This window comes from uncultured Dokdonia sp., from assembly GCF_947492815.1.
Classification (GTDB): Bacteria; Bacteroidota; Bacteroidia; order Flavobacteriales; family Flavobacteriaceae; genus Dokdonia.
Window position 1 is genome coordinate 71356 of record NZ_CANLOB010000006.1, and the last position, 18018, is coordinate 89373.

Here is an 18018-nt window from a genome sequence, read left to right on the forward strand (position 1 = left end):
TTATGCAGCAAATAACAACACATCCATATCGGTTAGAAAAAAAAAGATACTTTCAACTACTAGTAAAACTATTCTTTAGAAGAAAATGGTATCTCATCGTACTTATTGCTGCTATTATTATTTTTAATATTTCTAGCGTTAATGAAAATAGCTTTGCTCGTTTCTTTGTTATTTTCGGGGTTGTATATATTCCCATAAATATTTATAGAATTTATAGATGGGTGTATGCTAAAGGAAACGACAATTATTTTGTTGAAAGTGTATTAACTGTAGATGGCGCTGTTCTTTACTTCAAAGATATTGCAGATAATGAAACAAAAGTAAACATCACTACTTTTATTAAGATGTCTCAAACAGCGCAAGAATACTTATTATACTTATCGCAGAATAATTTTAGTTACATTCCAAAATCTGCTTTTAAAACAGACGAGGATCGCAACTATTTTGAGACTATTATAAATCAGCATATTACATCGTAATACTATGCTAACTATCACTCCATTTCAAGTTTGCACACTTATAATAGGATGTTGCTTTCTTATGGGTTGTCAAGAAAAACAAGTAGAAGAAAAAACAACACCAAAAGAAATCATTAGCGCCCCACAAAGTAAGAGTAAATTATACGTTTTAGATAGCATATTTGAAATGCACAAAGAATACACCTCTATGACATTTGATTTCCCTGTAGGCAAACCTACTTCTAAAGGGTATTATAATGCTCAAGAATTTAGAGAAAATGATCATTTAGGAGAAGACTGGAATGGTGTTGGAGGTGGTAATTCTGATCTAGGAGATCCTATTTATAGTATTTCAAATGGGTATATCCACTCCTCAAAAAATATTGGAGGAGGCTGGGGTAATGTTATTAGAATTATACATTCACACAAAAACAAGTATTACGAATCTATTTATGCACATTGTGATACTATATTTGTAGAAGAACATCAATTTATTAAAAGAGGTGAAAAAATAGGAACTATTGGCACAGCTAATGGGTCTTATTTAGCACATTTGCATTTAGAACTTAGAGATAGTATTTTTATGGATATAGGAGCTGGATATAGCACTCATACAAAAGGATACATAAACCCAACAGAATTTATTAAAACCCATTAGACTTTGCCTACTATCATTCCATTTCGAGCTGTTCGTCCTACCAGAGACAAAGTAGGCCTTGTCGCCTCAAGATCTTATGAAACCTATTCTAAAAAAGGTCGCAAATTTAGAATGGATAGAAATCCCTATTCATTTTTACATATTGTCAATCCTGGATATAAATACCATAAAGAGATTATTGGTAAAAAGGCGTTTAAATTAGTTCGTAATCGCTATCAAGAATTTAAAGAAGATGCTGTTTTTCTTCAAGAAGAACAACCATCATTTTATATCTATAAAATCATTGATCGAAAAGGTCAAGTTTTTTGTGGTCTTGTAGGAGGTGCTAGTGTATTTGATTATGAAAATAATCGCATCAAGAAACACGAAGATACTTTAGAAGACAGAGAAGAGTTGTTTAAAGAATACCTAGACACCGTAGGTTTTAATGCAGAGGCAGTACTCCTCACCTACCCAGATAATGATGCTGTTTCTAAGATCATTCAGGAAGCTACACAAGAGCGCGCTGAATATGAATTTACGACTACCTATAGAGATACCCATTATGTCTGGCCTTTAAGTAACACCAAAAGTATTGCAGCTATTCAAGAAGCATTTGCAAAAATGCCACAACTTTATATTGCAGATGGACATCATCGTTCTTCATCATCCTACCTCCTTGCAAAAGATCACCAAGAAAATGATCCGAATTACCATAAAGAGGCAACATATAATTATTTTATGAGTTTCTTTATTCCTGAATCACATGTACGCATTCATGAATTTAATAGACTCGTAAAAGATCTTAATGGATTGTCTAAAGAAGAATTTCTTATTGCATTAGATACCGAATTTAGAATTGAAAACAGAGGTGTTGCAGCATATACTCCAAGCAAAAAGCATCACTTTTCTATGTATTTAGATGGAGAATTTTATTCCCTTTATTTACGTAAAAGCAATTATAACTTTGAAAATACACTGGAAGCACTGGACACTCAAATATTATATAAGACAGTGCTGGAACCTATATTAGGGATTTCAGACTTGCGTAATGATGCACGTATTTCTTATGCTGGAGGAAAGAAAGATATGGTATATGTAAAAAGCGCTATAGATAAAGGAGAATATACTGTAGGGTTTGGAATGGTTCCATTAACCATGGAAGAGCTTAAAACTATTGCAGATGATGGATATACCATGCCACCAAAAAGCACCTATATTGAACCCAAATTACGAAGCGGTATTACTATTTATGAATTTTAATACGCTACTAAAAATTATATGAGTATTAAAGAAAACATCCAACAGTTACAACATAACATTCCTAGTACGGTAACACTTGTTGCTGTATCTAAAACCAAACCTGTCTCAGCAATACAAGAAGCTTATGATGGTGGACAACGTATTTTTGGTGAAAATAAAATCCAGGAGATGTCAGAAAAATGGGAACAACTCCCTAAAGACATTCAGTGGCACATGATAGGTCATGTACAAACCAATAAGGTTAAGTTTATGATTCCATACGTAGACCTCATTCATAGTGCAGACAGGCTTAAACTATTTAAAGAAATTAATAAGCAAGCTGCATTAGTAAATCGTACAGTAGATGTCTTATTGCAAGTAAAAATTGCAAAAGAAGACACAAAATTTGGCATGCCTATTCCTGAAGCAACCGCTTTTTTAAAAGAAAATCAATCAGAAAACTACCCTAACATCAATATTGTAGGGCTGATGGGAATGGCATCTTTTACAGATGACATGACACAGGTAGCAGCTGAGTTTAAAGTATTGGAAGGGTTATTTATACGCTTTCGCGAAAGCAAAAACCTCTCCACCCTCTCCATGGGTATGAGTGGCGATTACCAACTTGCTATAGAAAACGGGAGTACCATGGTACGGGTAGGAAGTGCTATTTTTGGAGCAAGAAATTATAATTAAACCATGGAGCATGGTGGTTTATTTTTAAGAATGGTCTATTTTTTAAAACCATTCTTAAAAATATTTCCGTAAAATAGTACTAGACTACCAACTTGCGATAGAAAATGGAAGTACCATGATCAGAGTGGGCAGTGCTATTTTTGGCGTTAGAAATTATCTATAGAATTAACAACTCACATCCCTGAAATCTATAAAATAATAGTATATTATACTCTTTTACATAACACACCTATGTGTTATCACAACAATATATTAATATAAAAACGATAAGAAATTCCCTAATTTCTGGGAATTAAGAATGTACGCGATTTTAGACATAGAAACGACAGGTGGTAAATACAATGAAGAAGGTATTACTGAAATTGCTATTTATAAATTTGATGGTCATACGGTTGTAGATCAATTTATAAGTTTGGTGAACCCTGAACGTCCTATCCAAGCATTTGTCGTTAATCTTACCGGTATAAATAATCAAATGCTACGTAGTGCTCCTAAATTTTATGAAGTTGCAAAACGTATTATTGAAATCACTGAAGGTTGTATTATCGTAGCACATAATGCACAATTTGATTACCGTATTCTAAGTTTAGAATTTGATCGATTAGGATATCCTTACGAGCGAAAAACATTATGTACTGTAGCACTGTCTCAGGAATTGTTACCTGGTCATAAAAGCTATAGTTTAGGAAAATTAGTAAGAGCACTTGGTATTCCTATTACAGATAGGCATCGAGCTAGTGGAGATGCAATAGCAACCGTAAAGCTTTTTAAAATGCTACTAGCAAAAGACACCGAGAAAAAAATTATCCAAGCATCTGTACGCGCTTTTCCTAAAAAAAATATAGATAAGAAACTCAAAGACATTATTAATGACGTTCCTTCTGTATGCGGAGTCTATTATATGCATAATGTAAATGGTACTGTTATTTACATTGGAAAAAGTAAGAATATTAAAAAACGGCTTACGCAACACTTTACAAGTGACAATCGTAAAAGTAAAAAAATACAAGAAGATGTAGTTGCTGTTACTTATGAAGAAACAGGGAGTGAACTCATTGCTTTACTAAAAGAAAACGAAGAAATAAAACGTAATAAACCTATTTTCAATAGAGCATTACGCAGAACAAAATATAAAATACAGCTTACACATTATATAGATGAAGATGGTTATATAAATTTTAAAACAGAAAAAGCTGATGGTCGTAAAAAAGGAATCACAACCTATAGTTCTATTGCTTCAGCCAAATCTCATTTAGAAAAAATAACAGAAAGTTATACTCTCTGTCAAAATAAAACTGGCCTCACAAATTCTAAAGGAAGCTGTTTTGGTCACTCTATAAAAACATGCGAAGGTGCTTGTGTTCGCAAAGAATCACCTGAATTATATAATAAAAGAGCACAAAACTTTATCAACACTTATAGCTATGAAAACAAAAGTATGCTTGTGATTGATAGAGGACGTGATGTAGATGAACGCTCTGTAGTACTTATAGAAGATGGTATTTTTCAGGGAATTGGTTTCTATAATTTAAACTTTCAACTCAACAACATTGATATCTTAAAATCTATTATTACAAAAATGGATAATAATAGAGATGCACAACATATCATACAAAGTTATTTACGAACCAAAAAAGTGCAAAAACTTATCCCGTTATCAAATATTCCCAATTCCTAAGTATTTAGTACTTTTACCTCTATAAAACCAATCTTTGGAAGCGAAAAGCAATAAAAACTGGAAGCATAAAATGCATGAAATTATCTATGAGGCAGATACGCCTCAAGGTAAACTCTTTGATGTTATCCTTCTTATTTTAATCCTTGCAAGTATTGTACTTGTAATGTTAGAAAGTGTTGAAAGCCTTAGAAGCGAATACGGAGATATCTTCCAGATAGGAGAATGGATTATTACTATCTTTTTTACGCTAGAGTATTTTGCGCGCATCATTACTGTAAATAAACCTAAGAATTACATCTTTAGTTTTTATGGTATTATTGATTTTATATCTACAATACCTTTATACTTATCTTTTTTTATAGTAGGCTCCAATGCACTACTTACATTTAGAGCGCTTCGATTATTACGAGTTTTTAGGATTCTAAAAGTAACACGTTATATAGGAGAATCTAACAAACTCACAAAAGCACTTGTAGATAGCAAGACTAAAATAAGTGTCTTCCTGTTTACCGTACTTATTATCTGTATCATTTCTGGTACAGTAATGTACTTAGTTGAAGGTAAAGAAAGTGGTTTTACTAATATTCCTGTTAGTATTTATTGGTGTATTGTGACCCTTACTACGGTAGGCTATGGAGATATTCATCCTATTACACCTTTAGGGCAATTTCTTGCTTCTATTATAATGATTATGGGATACGGTATCATTGCAGTACCTACAGGTATTGTAAGTGCAGAGTATACAAAAAGCGCTTTAGACGATACTAGTAACCAAGACGAACATATACACACCAACACACAGTCGTGTTCAAACTGTAATCATGACACCCATCATGATCATGCAAAGTTTTGTAATCACTGTGGTTATTCTTTAGATAATGACTAAATACCTTATTGCAGTTGTTGGTCCTACGGCAATAGGAAAAACAGCATTATCTATTAAAATAGCACAACATTTCCAGTCAGAAATTATCTCTGCAGATTCTCGTCAATTTTACAAAGAAATGAATATTGGTACCGCAGTACCTGATCCCGATGAACTAGCTGCTGCAACACATCACTGTATTCAGCATATTTCTATAGAAGATACCTATAGTGTTGGTCATTTTGAAAGAGAAGCTATCTCACTTTTAGACACTCTCCATAAAACACATCCCTATGTAACGATGGTAGGAGGTTCTGGCATGTATGTAGATGCCGTGATACGAGGACTAGATCAATTTCCCGATGTAAAAGAAGGCGTTAGAGAACAACTAAACACCTTATTTGAATCTGAAGGAATAGAGGCTTTACAACAACTCCTTAAAGAAAAAGACCCTGTGTATTATGAACGTGTTGATATTCAAAATCATCAACGGGTAACACGTGCACTTGAAGTTTACCTTTCTTCTGGAAAACCTTTTTCTTCTTTTTTAAACAAACCCAAGCCTAAACGACCTTTTGAAACTATTAAAATTGGACTTTCAGCAGATAGAGCTGTGATTTATGACCGTATCAATAGACGCGTTGATATCATGGTGGCCAATGGTCTTGTAGAAGAGGTTCAGGGTTTGCTTTCGCGAAAGCGGTTAAACGCATTACAAACAGTGGGTTATAGAGAACTCTTTGAACATTTTGAAGGTGCTATTTCTTTAGAACAAGCTATCGAAAATATTAAAACAAATACCCGCCGATTTGCCAAAAGACAAGGTACGTGGTATCGAAAAGACCCCTCCATTACTTGGTTTGATTACCAAACGCCTTTTGAAGAAATTGCCGACTTTATACATAAGAAAACGTCCCATGATTCATAGGACGTTTTCTTACTTTCTTCACTAATACCGTTCCTATTTAGAGGGCTTTAACCACCAATCTAAATCCTTCACCGTGAATATTTAATATTTCTACAGTATCATCTTTCTTAAGGTATTTACGAAGTTTTGCAATATATACATCCATACTACGAGATGTGAAGTAATTATCGTCTCTCCATATTTTTGTAAGTGCAAGTTCGCGAGGCATTAAATCATTTTCATGCAATGCCAGCATACGTAATAATTCGTTTTCTTTTGGAGAAAGCTTGATAGGCTCTTCTTCTTTATACGTTAAGAAACGAAGTTTTGAATTCAAGTGGAAATTCCCGATAGTAAATTCAAATTGTTTACTATCTGCTATAGAATCGACACTCTTACGTTGTATAATAGCTTTGATCTTCATAAGAAGCACTTCACTATCAAAAGGCTTGTTAAGGTAGTCGTCTGCTCCTACTTTGTATCCTTTAAGAACATCTTCTTTCAATGCTTTTGCCGTTAAGAAAATAATAGGCACATCTGCATTTTTCTCACGTATTTCTTTCGCTAGCGTAAAGCCATCTTTATAAGGCATCATTACATCTAGTATGCAAAGATCAAAATCGTCTTTTTTAAATTTTTCGAAGCCTTCCATACCATTTTTAGCATGCGTGACATCGTAATCGTTCATAGAGAGATAGTCTTTTAAGACTGTTCCAAAGTTTGGATCATCTTCTACGAGTAAAATCTTTTTGTTTTCAGTTTCCATAATTATGATATTAGTGGTAATTTAATGATGAATGTACTTCCTTTTCCCTTCTCACTTTCCACAAAGATTTCTCCTTGATGGTCTTCTACAATCTGTCTGGCATAGGCTAATCCTAAACCATGACCTTTAACATTGTGAATATTCCCTGAATGTTCACGATAGAATTTTTCAAAAACTTTACGTTGTGCTGCTTTTGACATTCCATCTCCTTGATCTTTAATTTTGACATAAATAAAATTCTTTACATTTTCTGTAGAGACATCTATTTTAGGTTCTTCTGTAGAATACTTAACAGCATTCTCTAACATATTAACGATCACATTTGTAAAATGTGATTCATTTGCCAAAACTGATGATTTTGGAGCATCTAAATGCATCTCGATATAACCATTGCGATCTTCAACAATAAGAGATACATGTTGCACGGCATCTTCTATTATATCATGTAACTTATAACGTTCTTTACGTATATCGAGTTCATTCTTTTCTAATTTTGAGATACGTAATACATTTTCTACTTGTGCATGCATCCGTTTATTCTCATCTCGTATCATCTTATGATAATAGGATACTTTCTCTGGATTGTTTGATATCTTAGGGTTCTTAACAGCATCTAATGCTAAATTAATAGTTGCAATAGGTGTCTTAAACTCATGCGTCATATTATTAATAAAATCCGTTTTAATCTGTGAGATTTGACGTTGTTTATTTAATTGGTGTAAAGCACTTGAATATGCAATTACAATAATTAATGTAAATATGACAGATAGCACAATCATTCCTATTATGGAAGAGATTACTATTTTTTTCTCTCCAGGAAATTCAGCGTATAAATAATAATCTGTTTCTCCGTTTTTATCAATAAAAATAGGCGCTTGATAAAATTGGGAAGAGCCTTCAAATTCAAAGTTTTCTGAACGAACTTTGGTTAAAAGATCGTTATCAAATATTCCAAATTCAAAATCTGTTTCTAGATCTCTTTCTACAAGCTCTAATGTCATAATGCGTTGTATCTCTTCTACAGAGGCTCGCTTATGAATAGGCTTTTTGGCTAATACATCACTTATTAGATTCTCATGAGCAACCTTTTCAAAGTCACTAAGTTTAGATATTTCCTGTATTTTACCTTGACTAGATAGATTTCCATCCAGTGATCCTCTACTCAAAATTTGCCTAGAACTAAGATTAAAATAACGCTTAAACTCTACGCTATCTAGATTACGATCAAATGCAGGAGCTGACAGTTTAAAATCTTGTTGTAAGATTCCATTACGATATAAAAAAACATCGTTTGTAATAGGGTCTTCATTTATAAAGAAATATTCATCAAAGGTCAGATCATCAAGGACTCCTATACTATCTATTAATCGATCTACAGAATAATAATAATCTTTAAACTCCCTGTCTTGTATTTTCTCGGCTACTTTTACGACAGCTCTTTTAGCTCTAAAAGAGAATTGCTCTCTTTTTGCTTCAACACTATCTAATATCCAATATCCTTGTACAAAAATGATCCCTATCAATGATAGGCTCATAAGTGTAATCAAAGCGTAAAACAGTTTTTTATTCACTAATCAAAAGTAATATTTTAACATTTAGCCGGCTTTCCATTTAACCAAATGTTAACAGCTTTTACCAATTACGATTAATTCTTAGAAGTATATGATTGTGAATACGTGATACTTTTTCTTCTGTTTGCTCAATAAATACATTTTCAATACAGAAATCTGATAATGACATTTTCTTTGCATCATCCCATTGCGCTTTCATACGATCTTTAATTTCTTGTTCAGAACTTTGATCACGATCTTTAAGTCGCTCTATACGTATATGCATAGGTGCAATAACCAATAGCATGAAGTCACATTTCTTATATCCATCATTTTCAAAAAGTATTGCAGCTTCTTTAATAACGTATGGACTATCTTGTTGCTCATACCAGCGCTGAAAGTGTTTTGCTACTCTAGGGTGTATAATAGCATTTAGTCGTGCTAACAGATATTTATCCTTAAATACCTTTGATGCTATATACGCTCTATTAGGTTTGTCTTTGATATAGGCGTTCTCCCCTAGTAATTGAATGATTTCAGAACGAATCTCTGGGGAAATAACCATGAGATGTTTGGCTTCATTATCTGCTATATATACAGGAACCCCAAGTTTTTTAAAAAAACCCGCTACTGTTGTTTTCCCACTACCAATACCGCCAGTAAGGCCTACAATCATACTATATTATAATTAATCACTTATTAAGTAACCTGAAATAATAATCAGGCTTTCTGTCATTAAATCAATAGGATACATTAGAAGATCTATGATACTACATGTACATAACAAAATGTCATATTTTATGGTGTACGTATACTTCATTACGAAGTTCTAACACATACTGTTGGTTAAAATTAACAATAAAAATGATACTTTGTTTAACTTTTATATAGAAAAACACTTCAAAACCTATAAAAATAAGAAAATAGGTTAAACAAAATCAATTCACTACAATATATTTTATCTGTTTGGTAGCGAGTCTTATGTTTTTTGCTGACTTTGAAGATCTTCTGACAGTAAGTGCAATAAAATCATCTTCTACATTTCGATTTTTAAAATCACAAACCACTTCAAAATCATTAGACGTAATAGACTCATAGGCATCTATAGGTACTGTAAAATAAACATCTACCGTTTTAGGAAAGATCTTAACAGCAGTGCCTCCTGCATTGATTAATTTTACAGGAATACTGAAAGAGCCTTCTGTAAACTTTGCCACTCCCTGAGTATATGTAATTGCATAGGAAGATAGTCTTACCTCTTCATGTAATGCCAAGGAATCTATAGATAATGTTACTGCTATATTTTCAGATACTTCAGCTATATTTTTAGGAACTGTCTGTACACTTGTAATGGTATCTATATAAGCTTTAGGACCAACTATACGAACCGTAGCAGGTTCTAAAGCGGCCTTTCCATTTGGTCCATATCCTGTTTTATATTGTGTTACAACAGAAGATTTTACAGGTATATCTTTACTTGCTAATGAATCTATTTGAATCGCAACTTGCTGTGGACTAATGGCTGTTACCTCAGAGACACCAGAAAAAGCATTGGCTATTTCTAAAGGGTGTCCTTCAGGAATATATCTGTATTGCTTGTTTGATGTTTTCTCTAACTGATTAAAATCAATAGCAAGTTCAAAATCTGAAAATTGATTGGATAGTAGTGCAAATCCAGATAAACGTGTAGTCACGTCAAGCGTATTGGGTTGTATCGTACTCACTACTTTATCAATAGGTGTGCTTACTACACTCACAGGAAGACTATAGATCTTAGTATAGTCTTTGGAGAGTTTAATTAGAATCGCCAATACTGTTGTAAGCAAGAGAAAAAATAAAAACTCTCTTACATTAGCTCTTTTAAATGTGATTCCTTTAAAAATAGACATACCTCTAAATTACTTAAAAAATAAATGAGGGAATTTTTTTTGTGGTTCTTTCCCTAACCATCGCACAGCTATAGTAGATTTCAAAAACCCTGTACCATACCCATAAAACTGTACAATTGTAGCTGCTATTGCCATCACACCAATAGAAATACTTTTAGTAGTGACCATTGCATGTACACCTATAAGAACGAAATATCCTATCACAGCATATACAAAAACCAGCCACCCAAAAATAGCCATTAGGATACTAAAGAGTATTCCTACTAAAAATAAGGTAGGAAACCAATACGTGATTTTTGCCGAACTAGGATGCCAACTATTTAATATAGGACGTACCATACCAAATTTATGTACTTGCTTATAAAATTTAGACCAAGAGATACGACGTTTATGATATACATAAGCATCTGTTAGTAATCGTGTTTTAAACCCTTTTTCCCATAAGCGTAATACTAAATCAGGATCTTCTCCTGGATGGATTTTTCCAAAACCTTGACTTGCTTCAAATGCTTTTTTGGACAATCCCATATTAAAGCTACGTGGTTGAAACGTATTCACTTGTTGCTTTCCACCTCGTATACCTCCTGTTGTTAAAAAAGAAGTCATACTATAATTGATAGCCTTTTGTAAGGCCGAAAACGAAGGATGTGCTGCATCGGGTCCTCCAAAACAATCTACATAATCCATGCGCAAGGCTTCATCCATTACACGTACATATTGTGGTGGTAGTATACAATCAGAATCTAATATGATAAAATAATTTCCGGCGGCGCGCTCCATCCCATAATTTCTAGACGGTCCAGGTCCGGAATTAGGTTTTGGTAAATATGTAATCGTTAATCTATCTGTATAAGCAGCAATTACCGAATCACTAGGTAGTGATGATCCATCTTCTATAATCACAATCTCATACGGTAGTTGTGTGTCTTGACTTACAAAACTATCAAGTAACTCCTTGATTTCGTCTGGACGATTGTATACAGGTATAATAAATGAATACGATAATTGCATAGCGCAAATATAGGTAATCCACGAATCCCGCTAACGCCTAAAAGATGAATTTTCTATTTGTTGTATACGCTTTAACGCTTCGCTCTCCCTACGGTCGTAAACCTGCCTACCGGCAGGCAGGTCTCGCAAGCTCGATTTATCATTTCATTCTCCCTACGGTCGTGAACCTGCCGGCCGGCAGGCAGGTCTCGCAAGCTCGATTTATCATTTCATTCTCCCTACGGTCGTGAACCTGCCTGCCGGCAGGCAGGTCTCACAAGCTCGATTTCGCGAAAGCGGAAAAACCTTACCTCAAAAGCAGCTTTTAAAATAGAATCATTTTTTTCTAGAAGGAGAAGTTAGTATGATAGAAACAAACTACTCTATTTCACGAAGAGCGTTTAAGTTTCCCCTCTAGAAAGAGGGGATTAAGGGGTGTGTTATTAATACATATCAAAGCAGAAATAACTCCCCTCCGCCTGTATCTCGTTCCTTAATACATTCACCTATTTTCATGAAGAGCGGTATTTTTGTTTGGCTTTCGCGAAAGCATAAAAAATAGAGTAACACTCTATTTTAGAGTATTACTCTATTTTCGTTCCTTCTTTTTACTTAAAAAGTAGAAGTTTTTTATACCTCCCTCAATCCCTTCTTTCTAGGAGGGAAGTTAAAAATTATGGTTTCCTCTTTGAGGATTATTCTTGGTCTTTTACAAAAGCATCCATTACCTCTTTACTTACTCCTGTATTACTGAAACCTCCATCATTATAAAGGTTTTGCATGGTTACACGTTTTGTAAGATCTGAAAATAAGGTAACAGTATAATCAGCACAATCTTGTGCCGTTGCATTTCCTAACGGACTCATTTTTTCTGCAAATGCAATAAATCCATCAAATCCTTTTACGCCTTGTCCTGCTGTTGTTGGTGTAGGTGATTGCGAAATGGTATTGACACGCACATTCTTTTCTTTTCCAAAATGGTATCCAAAACTACGCGCAATAGATTCTAAAAAGGCTTTATTATCTGCCATGTCATTATAATCTGGAAATACACGTTGTGCTGCCATATAGGTTAAGCCAACAATACTTCCCCACTCGCTCATGGCATCTTTCTTATATAAGGTTTGCATTGTTTTGTGAAAAGAAACAGCACTTACGTCCCATCCTTTTTCTGTCCATGCATAGTTTTGATCTGTATAGGAACGTCCTTTACGCACATTTACAGACATCCCAATAGAGTGTAGTACAAAATCTAATTTTCCGCCTAAGATTTCTTGTGCTTTCTCTACTAAGTTTTCAAGATCTTCTATAGAAGTGGCATCGGCAGGAATAATTTCAGAACCTGTTTGTTCTGCTAGTGTATTTAATGTTCCCATACGCATTGCAATAGGTGCATTGGTCAATACAAATGTTCCGCCTTCCTCATGTACACGCTCTGCGGTTTTCCATGCTATAGAATTTTCATCTAATGCTCCAAAAATGATTCCTTTCTTTCCTTTAAGTAAGTTATACGCCATTATAATATCGGTTAAAAGTTGATTTCCGTTTTGAAGGACAAATATCGGCGTTTATTTTTTAATATGTATGAACTACTTTTCGTTTTTCATTCTTCTATTTTTTCTAATTGAGATATTTCAAAAACATATCCTTCTATTAACCTTTTATCTATTTCTCTAGATGATAAATAGTCAATTTTAAACGCTAAGAATAACTTCCCGTCCAAAATATGATATGTCCCATTACCATATAAATCTGCTATATATCCTACAACACCACATGCTCTAGATGTTTTCTCTTTTTTTCGTTGTTCTTTTATCATATAAGGTGAATACCCTCTGTGAAGGATGTATGTAAACTGAAAATCATCTTTAATAGTAATGTATTGTAATTTATTTGTTGTTATGTAAGTCCCATTTTCTATTTTTTCCTGAGCGTGTATCGTATGGGAGATTAATAACCAACCTATTAGAAAAGTATATTTTAACATCGCGTTCTATATTTGATACGAAAGTAAATTTGACTTTTTACAAATGAAAACGAAAATGAGGCAACCATCATTTCTACAAATAGAGAAGGTCGTATGGATTAGTTAAAATAGTTTGTAAAAAAAAGAAACCTGCGGTTTAGGGACCACAGGCTTCTTTACGAACTTGAGTATAGTACTATAGTTTAGATACAATAAAACATCCCCATCTTATTATATCAGGGATGAACTAACACATAACACCAAAATCCCCATTTCGAAGTGCGTTAGTTCCCCCCACAAATCATGAATAGCACAAATATATAAGGTGCCATTACTATTATTTTAAATAGGTACATTGAAAAAAAAAGCGTGTTTTTTACGGATTCTTTTGTGTTGTTTGTCGGTAAACAGCACAATTTTACGTAAGGTAATGCATTAATTCAGCAAATTACGTGCATGTTCTAGCGCGGCTGTTGTTTGATTATTTCCGCCTAGCATTGCGGCAATCTCTACAATACGATCATCTGGAGAGAGACGTACAATTTGTGTTCTTGTTTTCTCAGCTTCATCTGTTTTAAAGACTTTGAAATGAGAAGCGCCCTGTCCTGCTATTTGTGGTAAATGCGTAATACTGATGAGTTGCATGGTATTCCCCATGTCTTTTAAGATAGCTCCCATTTTGACAGCTACTTCCCCACTCACTCCTGTATCGATTTCATCAAAAATAAGGGTAGGTAATTTTTTATGTCGGCTTAATACTGCTTTGATTGCCAACATTACTCTGGATAATTCTCCTCCAGAAGCACCTTTTCCTAGTGGTTTTACGTCCATACCTTTATTGGCAGAAAATAAAAACGCTAAGGCATCCTGACCGTTAGACATTAAGTCTTGTAAACGGGTTACTTCTATATGCAATTGTGCATTTGGCATTCCGAGTTCTACTAATATCTTTTCGATAGAGGCTTTTAATTTCGGAATGGCTTTGGAACGTTTATCGTGTAATTGGGTAGCGATTTTTTGGGCTTCCGCTTTCGCGAAAGCGATCTCTTGCTCAATCACTGCAATTTGATCATCTACGTTTTGTACTTCGAATAACTCGGCATCCAGACGTTCACGAACTTCAATAAGTTGTGTCACTGAATCTACCTGATGTTTTTTCATCAAGTTATACAACAACTGAATTCTGTTATTGGTTTTTTCTAAAGTGAGTGGGTCTGCATCTACGCCACTCGCTAAGTCTGCAAGTTCCTGAGATAGATCATCTACTTCTATAAAAACACTATGTAGTCTACTATATAAGGCTTCATACTCATTTCCAAAACCACTGATTCTTGATAAAGCTGCTCTTGCTTCAGATAATTGATCTAAAATCCCTACATCATCCTGTCCAAGTTTCTGTTGTGCCGTGGCAAGATTCTCTTGGATTTCCTCAGCATGACTGAGGGTTTTCAGCGCTGTTTCTAATTGTTCGAACTCCCCTTCTATGAGTTTGGCCTCATCCAATTCATTAAATAAAAAAGACTGGTAATCAAACTCTAATTGCGCACGCTGTTTCTTCTCTTGGATTTGTTGTAAGTCTACGAGTTTATCCTTCCAGATCGTATACTGTTGTTGGTATTTTTTACGAAGCGGCAGTGCATTAGCAAAAGTATCTAGTACTTCAAACTGATAGTCATTATGAGTAACATCTAAGGTTTTATGCTGACTATGGATATCAACCAGTCGTTCTCCTAAGGCGCCTAACTGTGCTAATGTCACAGGGGTATCATTGATAAACGCACGGCTTTTTCCAGATGGTAAAATCTCCCGACGGATGATGGTTGCCTCTTCATAATCCAGATCATTCTTTTTAAAAAAGGATTGTAACTGGTAATCGGATACTTCAAAAATCCCTTCGATGATACATTTGGACGTCATATCGCCCATACTAGAACTATCGGCGCGTTTCCCTGTAATCAATCCTAATGCTCCTAAGAGTATAGATTTACCCGCACCGGTCTCACCTGTAATCACAGTAAACCCATCATTTAGACCTAATTGCGCCTCTTCAATAAGCGCATAGTTTTTTATGGATAAGGATGTAAGCACGTACTCGTTATTTGAATTGATGGTGTAAAGATAGTGGAGTTTCTCCATATTCCAAATGGAAATTGCAATATAATTTGGAAAAATTCCAAATTTATGGAGTGAATTGTAGTTTTTGTTTAGATTTATTTAGGTGGATTACGGGAAACCGTAAGGGGAATTGGGGAGGATTTTGGAGATTGGGAAGTATGTATATTAAAAACGTTTACAACCGTTTTAAACGGGTATAAACGAATTGTTAGCTATTTAAAAGACTATGAATGTATTGGTTATGATTTTTGTGGTATTTTAGAGGTTGTCATATAAACAAGTTGCCACACATTAAAATAAAGTGAATAAAACAAAACAAACACCATTAATTGTTCTCAAAGGACTTGAACCATATATTGATAAAGTTGGAGAAAATTTTATAAATGTTGATTCTGAGAAGGATTTAATTCGGTTTTCTGATATTGATACGGAATCTGAATTCCATTTTCATATTAAGGAATATAGAGTTAAAGGTCAATTTCAAGTTCTAATAGAATATAATCCACATTCTGAATTAACAACTGACAAAAGAAAATTATGGATACAAGGAACTGAAATCAGCAAATATTTCGATGTTTGGATTAAGCATTTAAAAATGTATGATACTGTAAAATCCATATTTGAAGACCCAATTATAGAATCATTTAAAGATGATTATTATACAGAATTTGAAATTATTGAAGAAGAAAAAGATAAACCTTTAAAGCCGAAACAAATTCTGTTATTAGATGCCTATTTTGAAAAGGTCGCAAAAAAATTAGATAAGCATATAACGGAATCTAACTCTGAGGAAATTGACGAAATAAAAAATGATATTTCAGAATTAAGAGATAATTTATCTAGTAAGACGAAAGTATGGATTGCTAATAAGGTTTGTTGGATTTGGGCCAAAATGACTAAGCTTGGACCAAAACTTATGAAAGATTTTGTGAATGAAGGAAATAAACAAATAGTTAAAGAAAGTGTTTCACAAATTATTGAATTTGGAAAAAACCTATTAACCTAAAATTAGAAATGGACGAATACAGAAAAAAGTTAAACGATAGTTTTAAGAATGGCATTTATGGCAATGAAAAGAACAAAGAAAAATACCTCAATGGCTTAAAAGTCATCAGAGCTGAGCATAAATCTTTTTTCGAAAATAAGCCTGATGGAAAAAACCAGATAGAAGACTATGTTGTGCCGAATAATTTCACAGGAAAACCTTTATTAGGTTTAAATTATCAATCTGAATTGACACCTAAATTAAAATCAGATTTAATTGAGCTATGGGAATCTATCTTCTTAGATATAGATGAATAAAAAACGTGTGGTAACACTATATATAGCAAATTGGACGATTAGTGTTTAACCCCAAAGTCGTTGTCTATTTGCAAAGTTGCCAAATTTTAAAATTTGACGATTTCTAATAAAAAAATAAATAGTAAAATTTAAAAATCCGGCTTGTGTTAATTCGAAAAGAAACTGCTTATTTTCAGCGCTACTTTTCATATACTGAGCCGTTATACCTAATTAAAAAGAATTCTAAATTTAAATGAAAGAAGAATTAGAACTTTTACAATCTGAACTCAATAAAAGTTATAATGAATTACTTAATATAGAGAGTAATAAAATAACAGTTGAACCTGACTTTACGTTTGAATCCAATATTGAATTAAAAGATAAAGATAGAAGTTGTAAAATTTACCCATTTTTTTTTAGCGAAATTCCGAAATACGTTTTTGAATGGGATGATTGTCCAATTTTTGAAATTTCAAGTACCGACATTAAAAGACAAGGAAAAATAATAATTGACTGGGTGTTAGAAAAATCAATACCATCAAAAATTCAAACTCAATTTCCGGAAATAGAACTTAATGAACTGGCAAAATATTATGAAAATGGAGAAGGAATAAAAGGTGAGTTCATAGAAAGTTGGAACATTCTGGAAGAAGTTTATAATCAATGGTTATCGATTGAACCTCGTGAAGAATATAAAGATCTTATAAGGTTGATTAAAAAAATGAGAGATTTTAAACTTGATGAATTATTGCGAGTTGGAACACAATTGTCTGTTTTCATTTTATCAAGATCAAGAAGACATGGAATAGATGAAAATAAACCTCAAATAAGGATAACTTTCTTAGGTGCTAGTAAAATGAAAATATATTCCAATTTGAAGAACAAAAAGAAAAGTTTGGAGTGTGAAGTAAAATATGAAGGGTATCTTGAGAGAATTGTAAAAGAACTATTAAAAGAAAAAATAAAATAAAAAGGCAT

The 18018-nt window shown here is 33.5% G+C and carries 18 protein-coding genes; 10 read left to right on the plus strand and 8 right to left on the minus strand.

Annotation, left to right across the window (positions count from 1 at the left end; genetic code table 11):
• Positions 1-2 precede the first annotated feature (2 nt).
• The 7 genes from Q1A01_RS08100 (at position 3) to miaA (ending at position 6504) form a co-directional block, all read left to right on the plus strand.
• Entirely contained in the window at positions 3-479 is a 477-nt protein-coding gene (locus tag Q1A01_RS08100) for a YcxB family protein (RefSeq protein ID WP_299678660.1), read from the plus strand.
• Between the two features lie 4 nt (positions 480-483).
• Positions 484-1116, plus strand: coding sequence for a M23 family metallopeptidase (locus tag Q1A01_RS08105; RefSeq protein ID WP_299678663.1), 633 nt, complete (start codon positions 484-486; stop codon positions 1114-1116).
• 3 nt (positions 1117-1119) lie between these two features.
• Positions 1120-2358 carry a DUF1015 domain-containing protein gene (locus Q1A01_RS08110; protein ID WP_299678665.1) on the plus strand — a complete coding sequence of 413 codons (1239 nt, stop codon included), beginning with the start codon at positions 1120-1122 and terminating at the stop codon, positions 2356-2358.
• A gap of 18 nt (positions 2359-2376) precedes the next feature.
• Positions 2377-3033, plus strand: a complete 657-nt coding sequence (locus tag Q1A01_RS08115) for a YggS family pyridoxal phosphate-dependent enzyme (protein WP_299678668.1) — start codon at positions 2377-2379, stop codon at positions 3031-3033.
• Positions 3034-3331: 298 nt separating this feature from the next.
• The gene (locus Q1A01_RS08120; RefSeq protein ID WP_299678671.1) at positions 3332-4711 is read left to right on the plus strand and encodes an exonuclease domain-containing protein; all 1380 of its coding nucleotides are present in this window, start codon (positions 3332-3334) and stop codon (positions 4709-4711) included.
• Between the two features lie 70 nt (positions 4712-4781).
• Complete coding sequence (locus Q1A01_RS08125; RefSeq protein ID WP_299678674.1) at positions 4782-5597, plus strand: ion transporter; 816 nt, start codon at positions 4782-4784, stop codon at positions 5595-5597.
• Entirely contained in the window at positions 5590-6504 is a 915-nt protein-coding gene (gene miaA, locus Q1A01_RS08130) for a tRNA (adenosine(37)-N6)-dimethylallyltransferase MiaA (protein ID WP_299678677.1), read from the plus strand. The genes Q1A01_RS08125 and miaA overlap by 8 nt, the downstream gene beginning before the upstream one ends.
• Positions 6505-6541: 37 nt before the next feature.
• Here miaA and Q1A01_RS08135 read toward each other — a convergent pair whose 3' ends face one another.
• From Q1A01_RS08135 to recN, 8 genes are all read right to left on the minus strand, one after another.
• A complete protein-coding gene (locus Q1A01_RS08135; protein ID WP_299678680.1) occupies positions 6542-7249 on the minus strand; it encodes a response regulator transcription factor in 708 nt (235 codons plus the stop codon).
• Between the two features lie 2 nt (positions 7250-7251).
• Positions 7252-8784: a HAMP domain-containing sensor histidine kinase gene (locus tag Q1A01_RS08140; RefSeq protein ID WP_299678683.1), complete on the minus strand. Its 1533-nt coding sequence runs from the start codon at positions 8782-8784 to the stop codon at positions 7252-7254.
• A 97-nt stretch (positions 8785-8881) separates the two neighbouring features.
• On the minus strand, positions 8882-9475 hold the full coding sequence (gene coaE, locus Q1A01_RS08145; protein ID WP_299678686.1) for a dephospho-CoA kinase: 594 nt from the start codon (positions 9473-9475) through the stop codon (positions 8882-8884).
• A gap of 262 nt (positions 9476-9737) precedes the next feature.
• Positions 9738-10688, minus strand: a complete 951-nt coding sequence (locus Q1A01_RS08150) for a CdaR family protein (protein ID WP_299678689.1) — start codon at positions 10686-10688, stop codon at positions 9738-9740.
• 9 nt (positions 10689-10697) lie between these two features.
• Complete coding sequence (locus Q1A01_RS08155) at positions 10698-11699, minus strand: glycosyltransferase (protein ID WP_299678692.1); 1002 nt, start codon at positions 11697-11699, stop codon at positions 10698-10700.
• A 674-nt stretch (positions 11700-12373) separates the two neighbouring features.
• The gene (locus tag Q1A01_RS08160; protein WP_299678695.1) at positions 12374-13195 is read right to left on the minus strand and encodes an SDR family oxidoreductase; all 822 of its coding nucleotides are present in this window, start codon (positions 13193-13195) and stop codon (positions 12374-12376) included.
• An 86-nt stretch (positions 13196-13281) separates the two neighbouring features.
• Positions 13282-13665 (minus strand): hypothetical protein, encoded by a 384-nt coding sequence (locus Q1A01_RS08165; protein ID WP_299678698.1) that lies wholly within the window; start codon positions 13663-13665, stop codon positions 13282-13284.
• A 414-nt stretch (positions 13666-14079) separates the two neighbouring features.
• Entirely contained in the window at positions 14080-15780 is a 1701-nt protein-coding gene (gene recN / locus Q1A01_RS08170; protein WP_299678701.1) for a DNA repair protein RecN, read from the minus strand.
• A 280-nt stretch (positions 15781-16060) separates the two neighbouring features.
• Between recN and Q1A01_RS08175 the strand changes: the two genes are divergently transcribed.
• The 3 genes from Q1A01_RS08175 (at position 16061) to Q1A01_RS08185 (ending at position 18010) form a co-directional block, all read left to right on the plus strand.
• On the plus strand, positions 16061-16765 hold the full coding sequence (locus tag Q1A01_RS08175) for a hypothetical protein (protein ID WP_299678704.1): 705 nt from the start codon (positions 16061-16063) through the stop codon (positions 16763-16765).
• A gap of 8 nt (positions 16766-16773) precedes the next feature.
• The gene (locus Q1A01_RS08180; RefSeq protein WP_299678707.1) at positions 16774-17061 is read left to right on the plus strand and encodes a hypothetical protein; all 288 of its coding nucleotides are present in this window, start codon (positions 16774-16776) and stop codon (positions 17059-17061) included.
• Positions 17062-17293: 232 nt separating this feature from the next.
• A complete protein-coding gene (locus Q1A01_RS08185) occupies positions 17294-18010 on the plus strand; it encodes a hypothetical protein (RefSeq protein WP_299678709.1) in 717 nt (238 codons plus the stop codon).
• Positions 18011-18018: the final 8 nt, after the last annotated feature.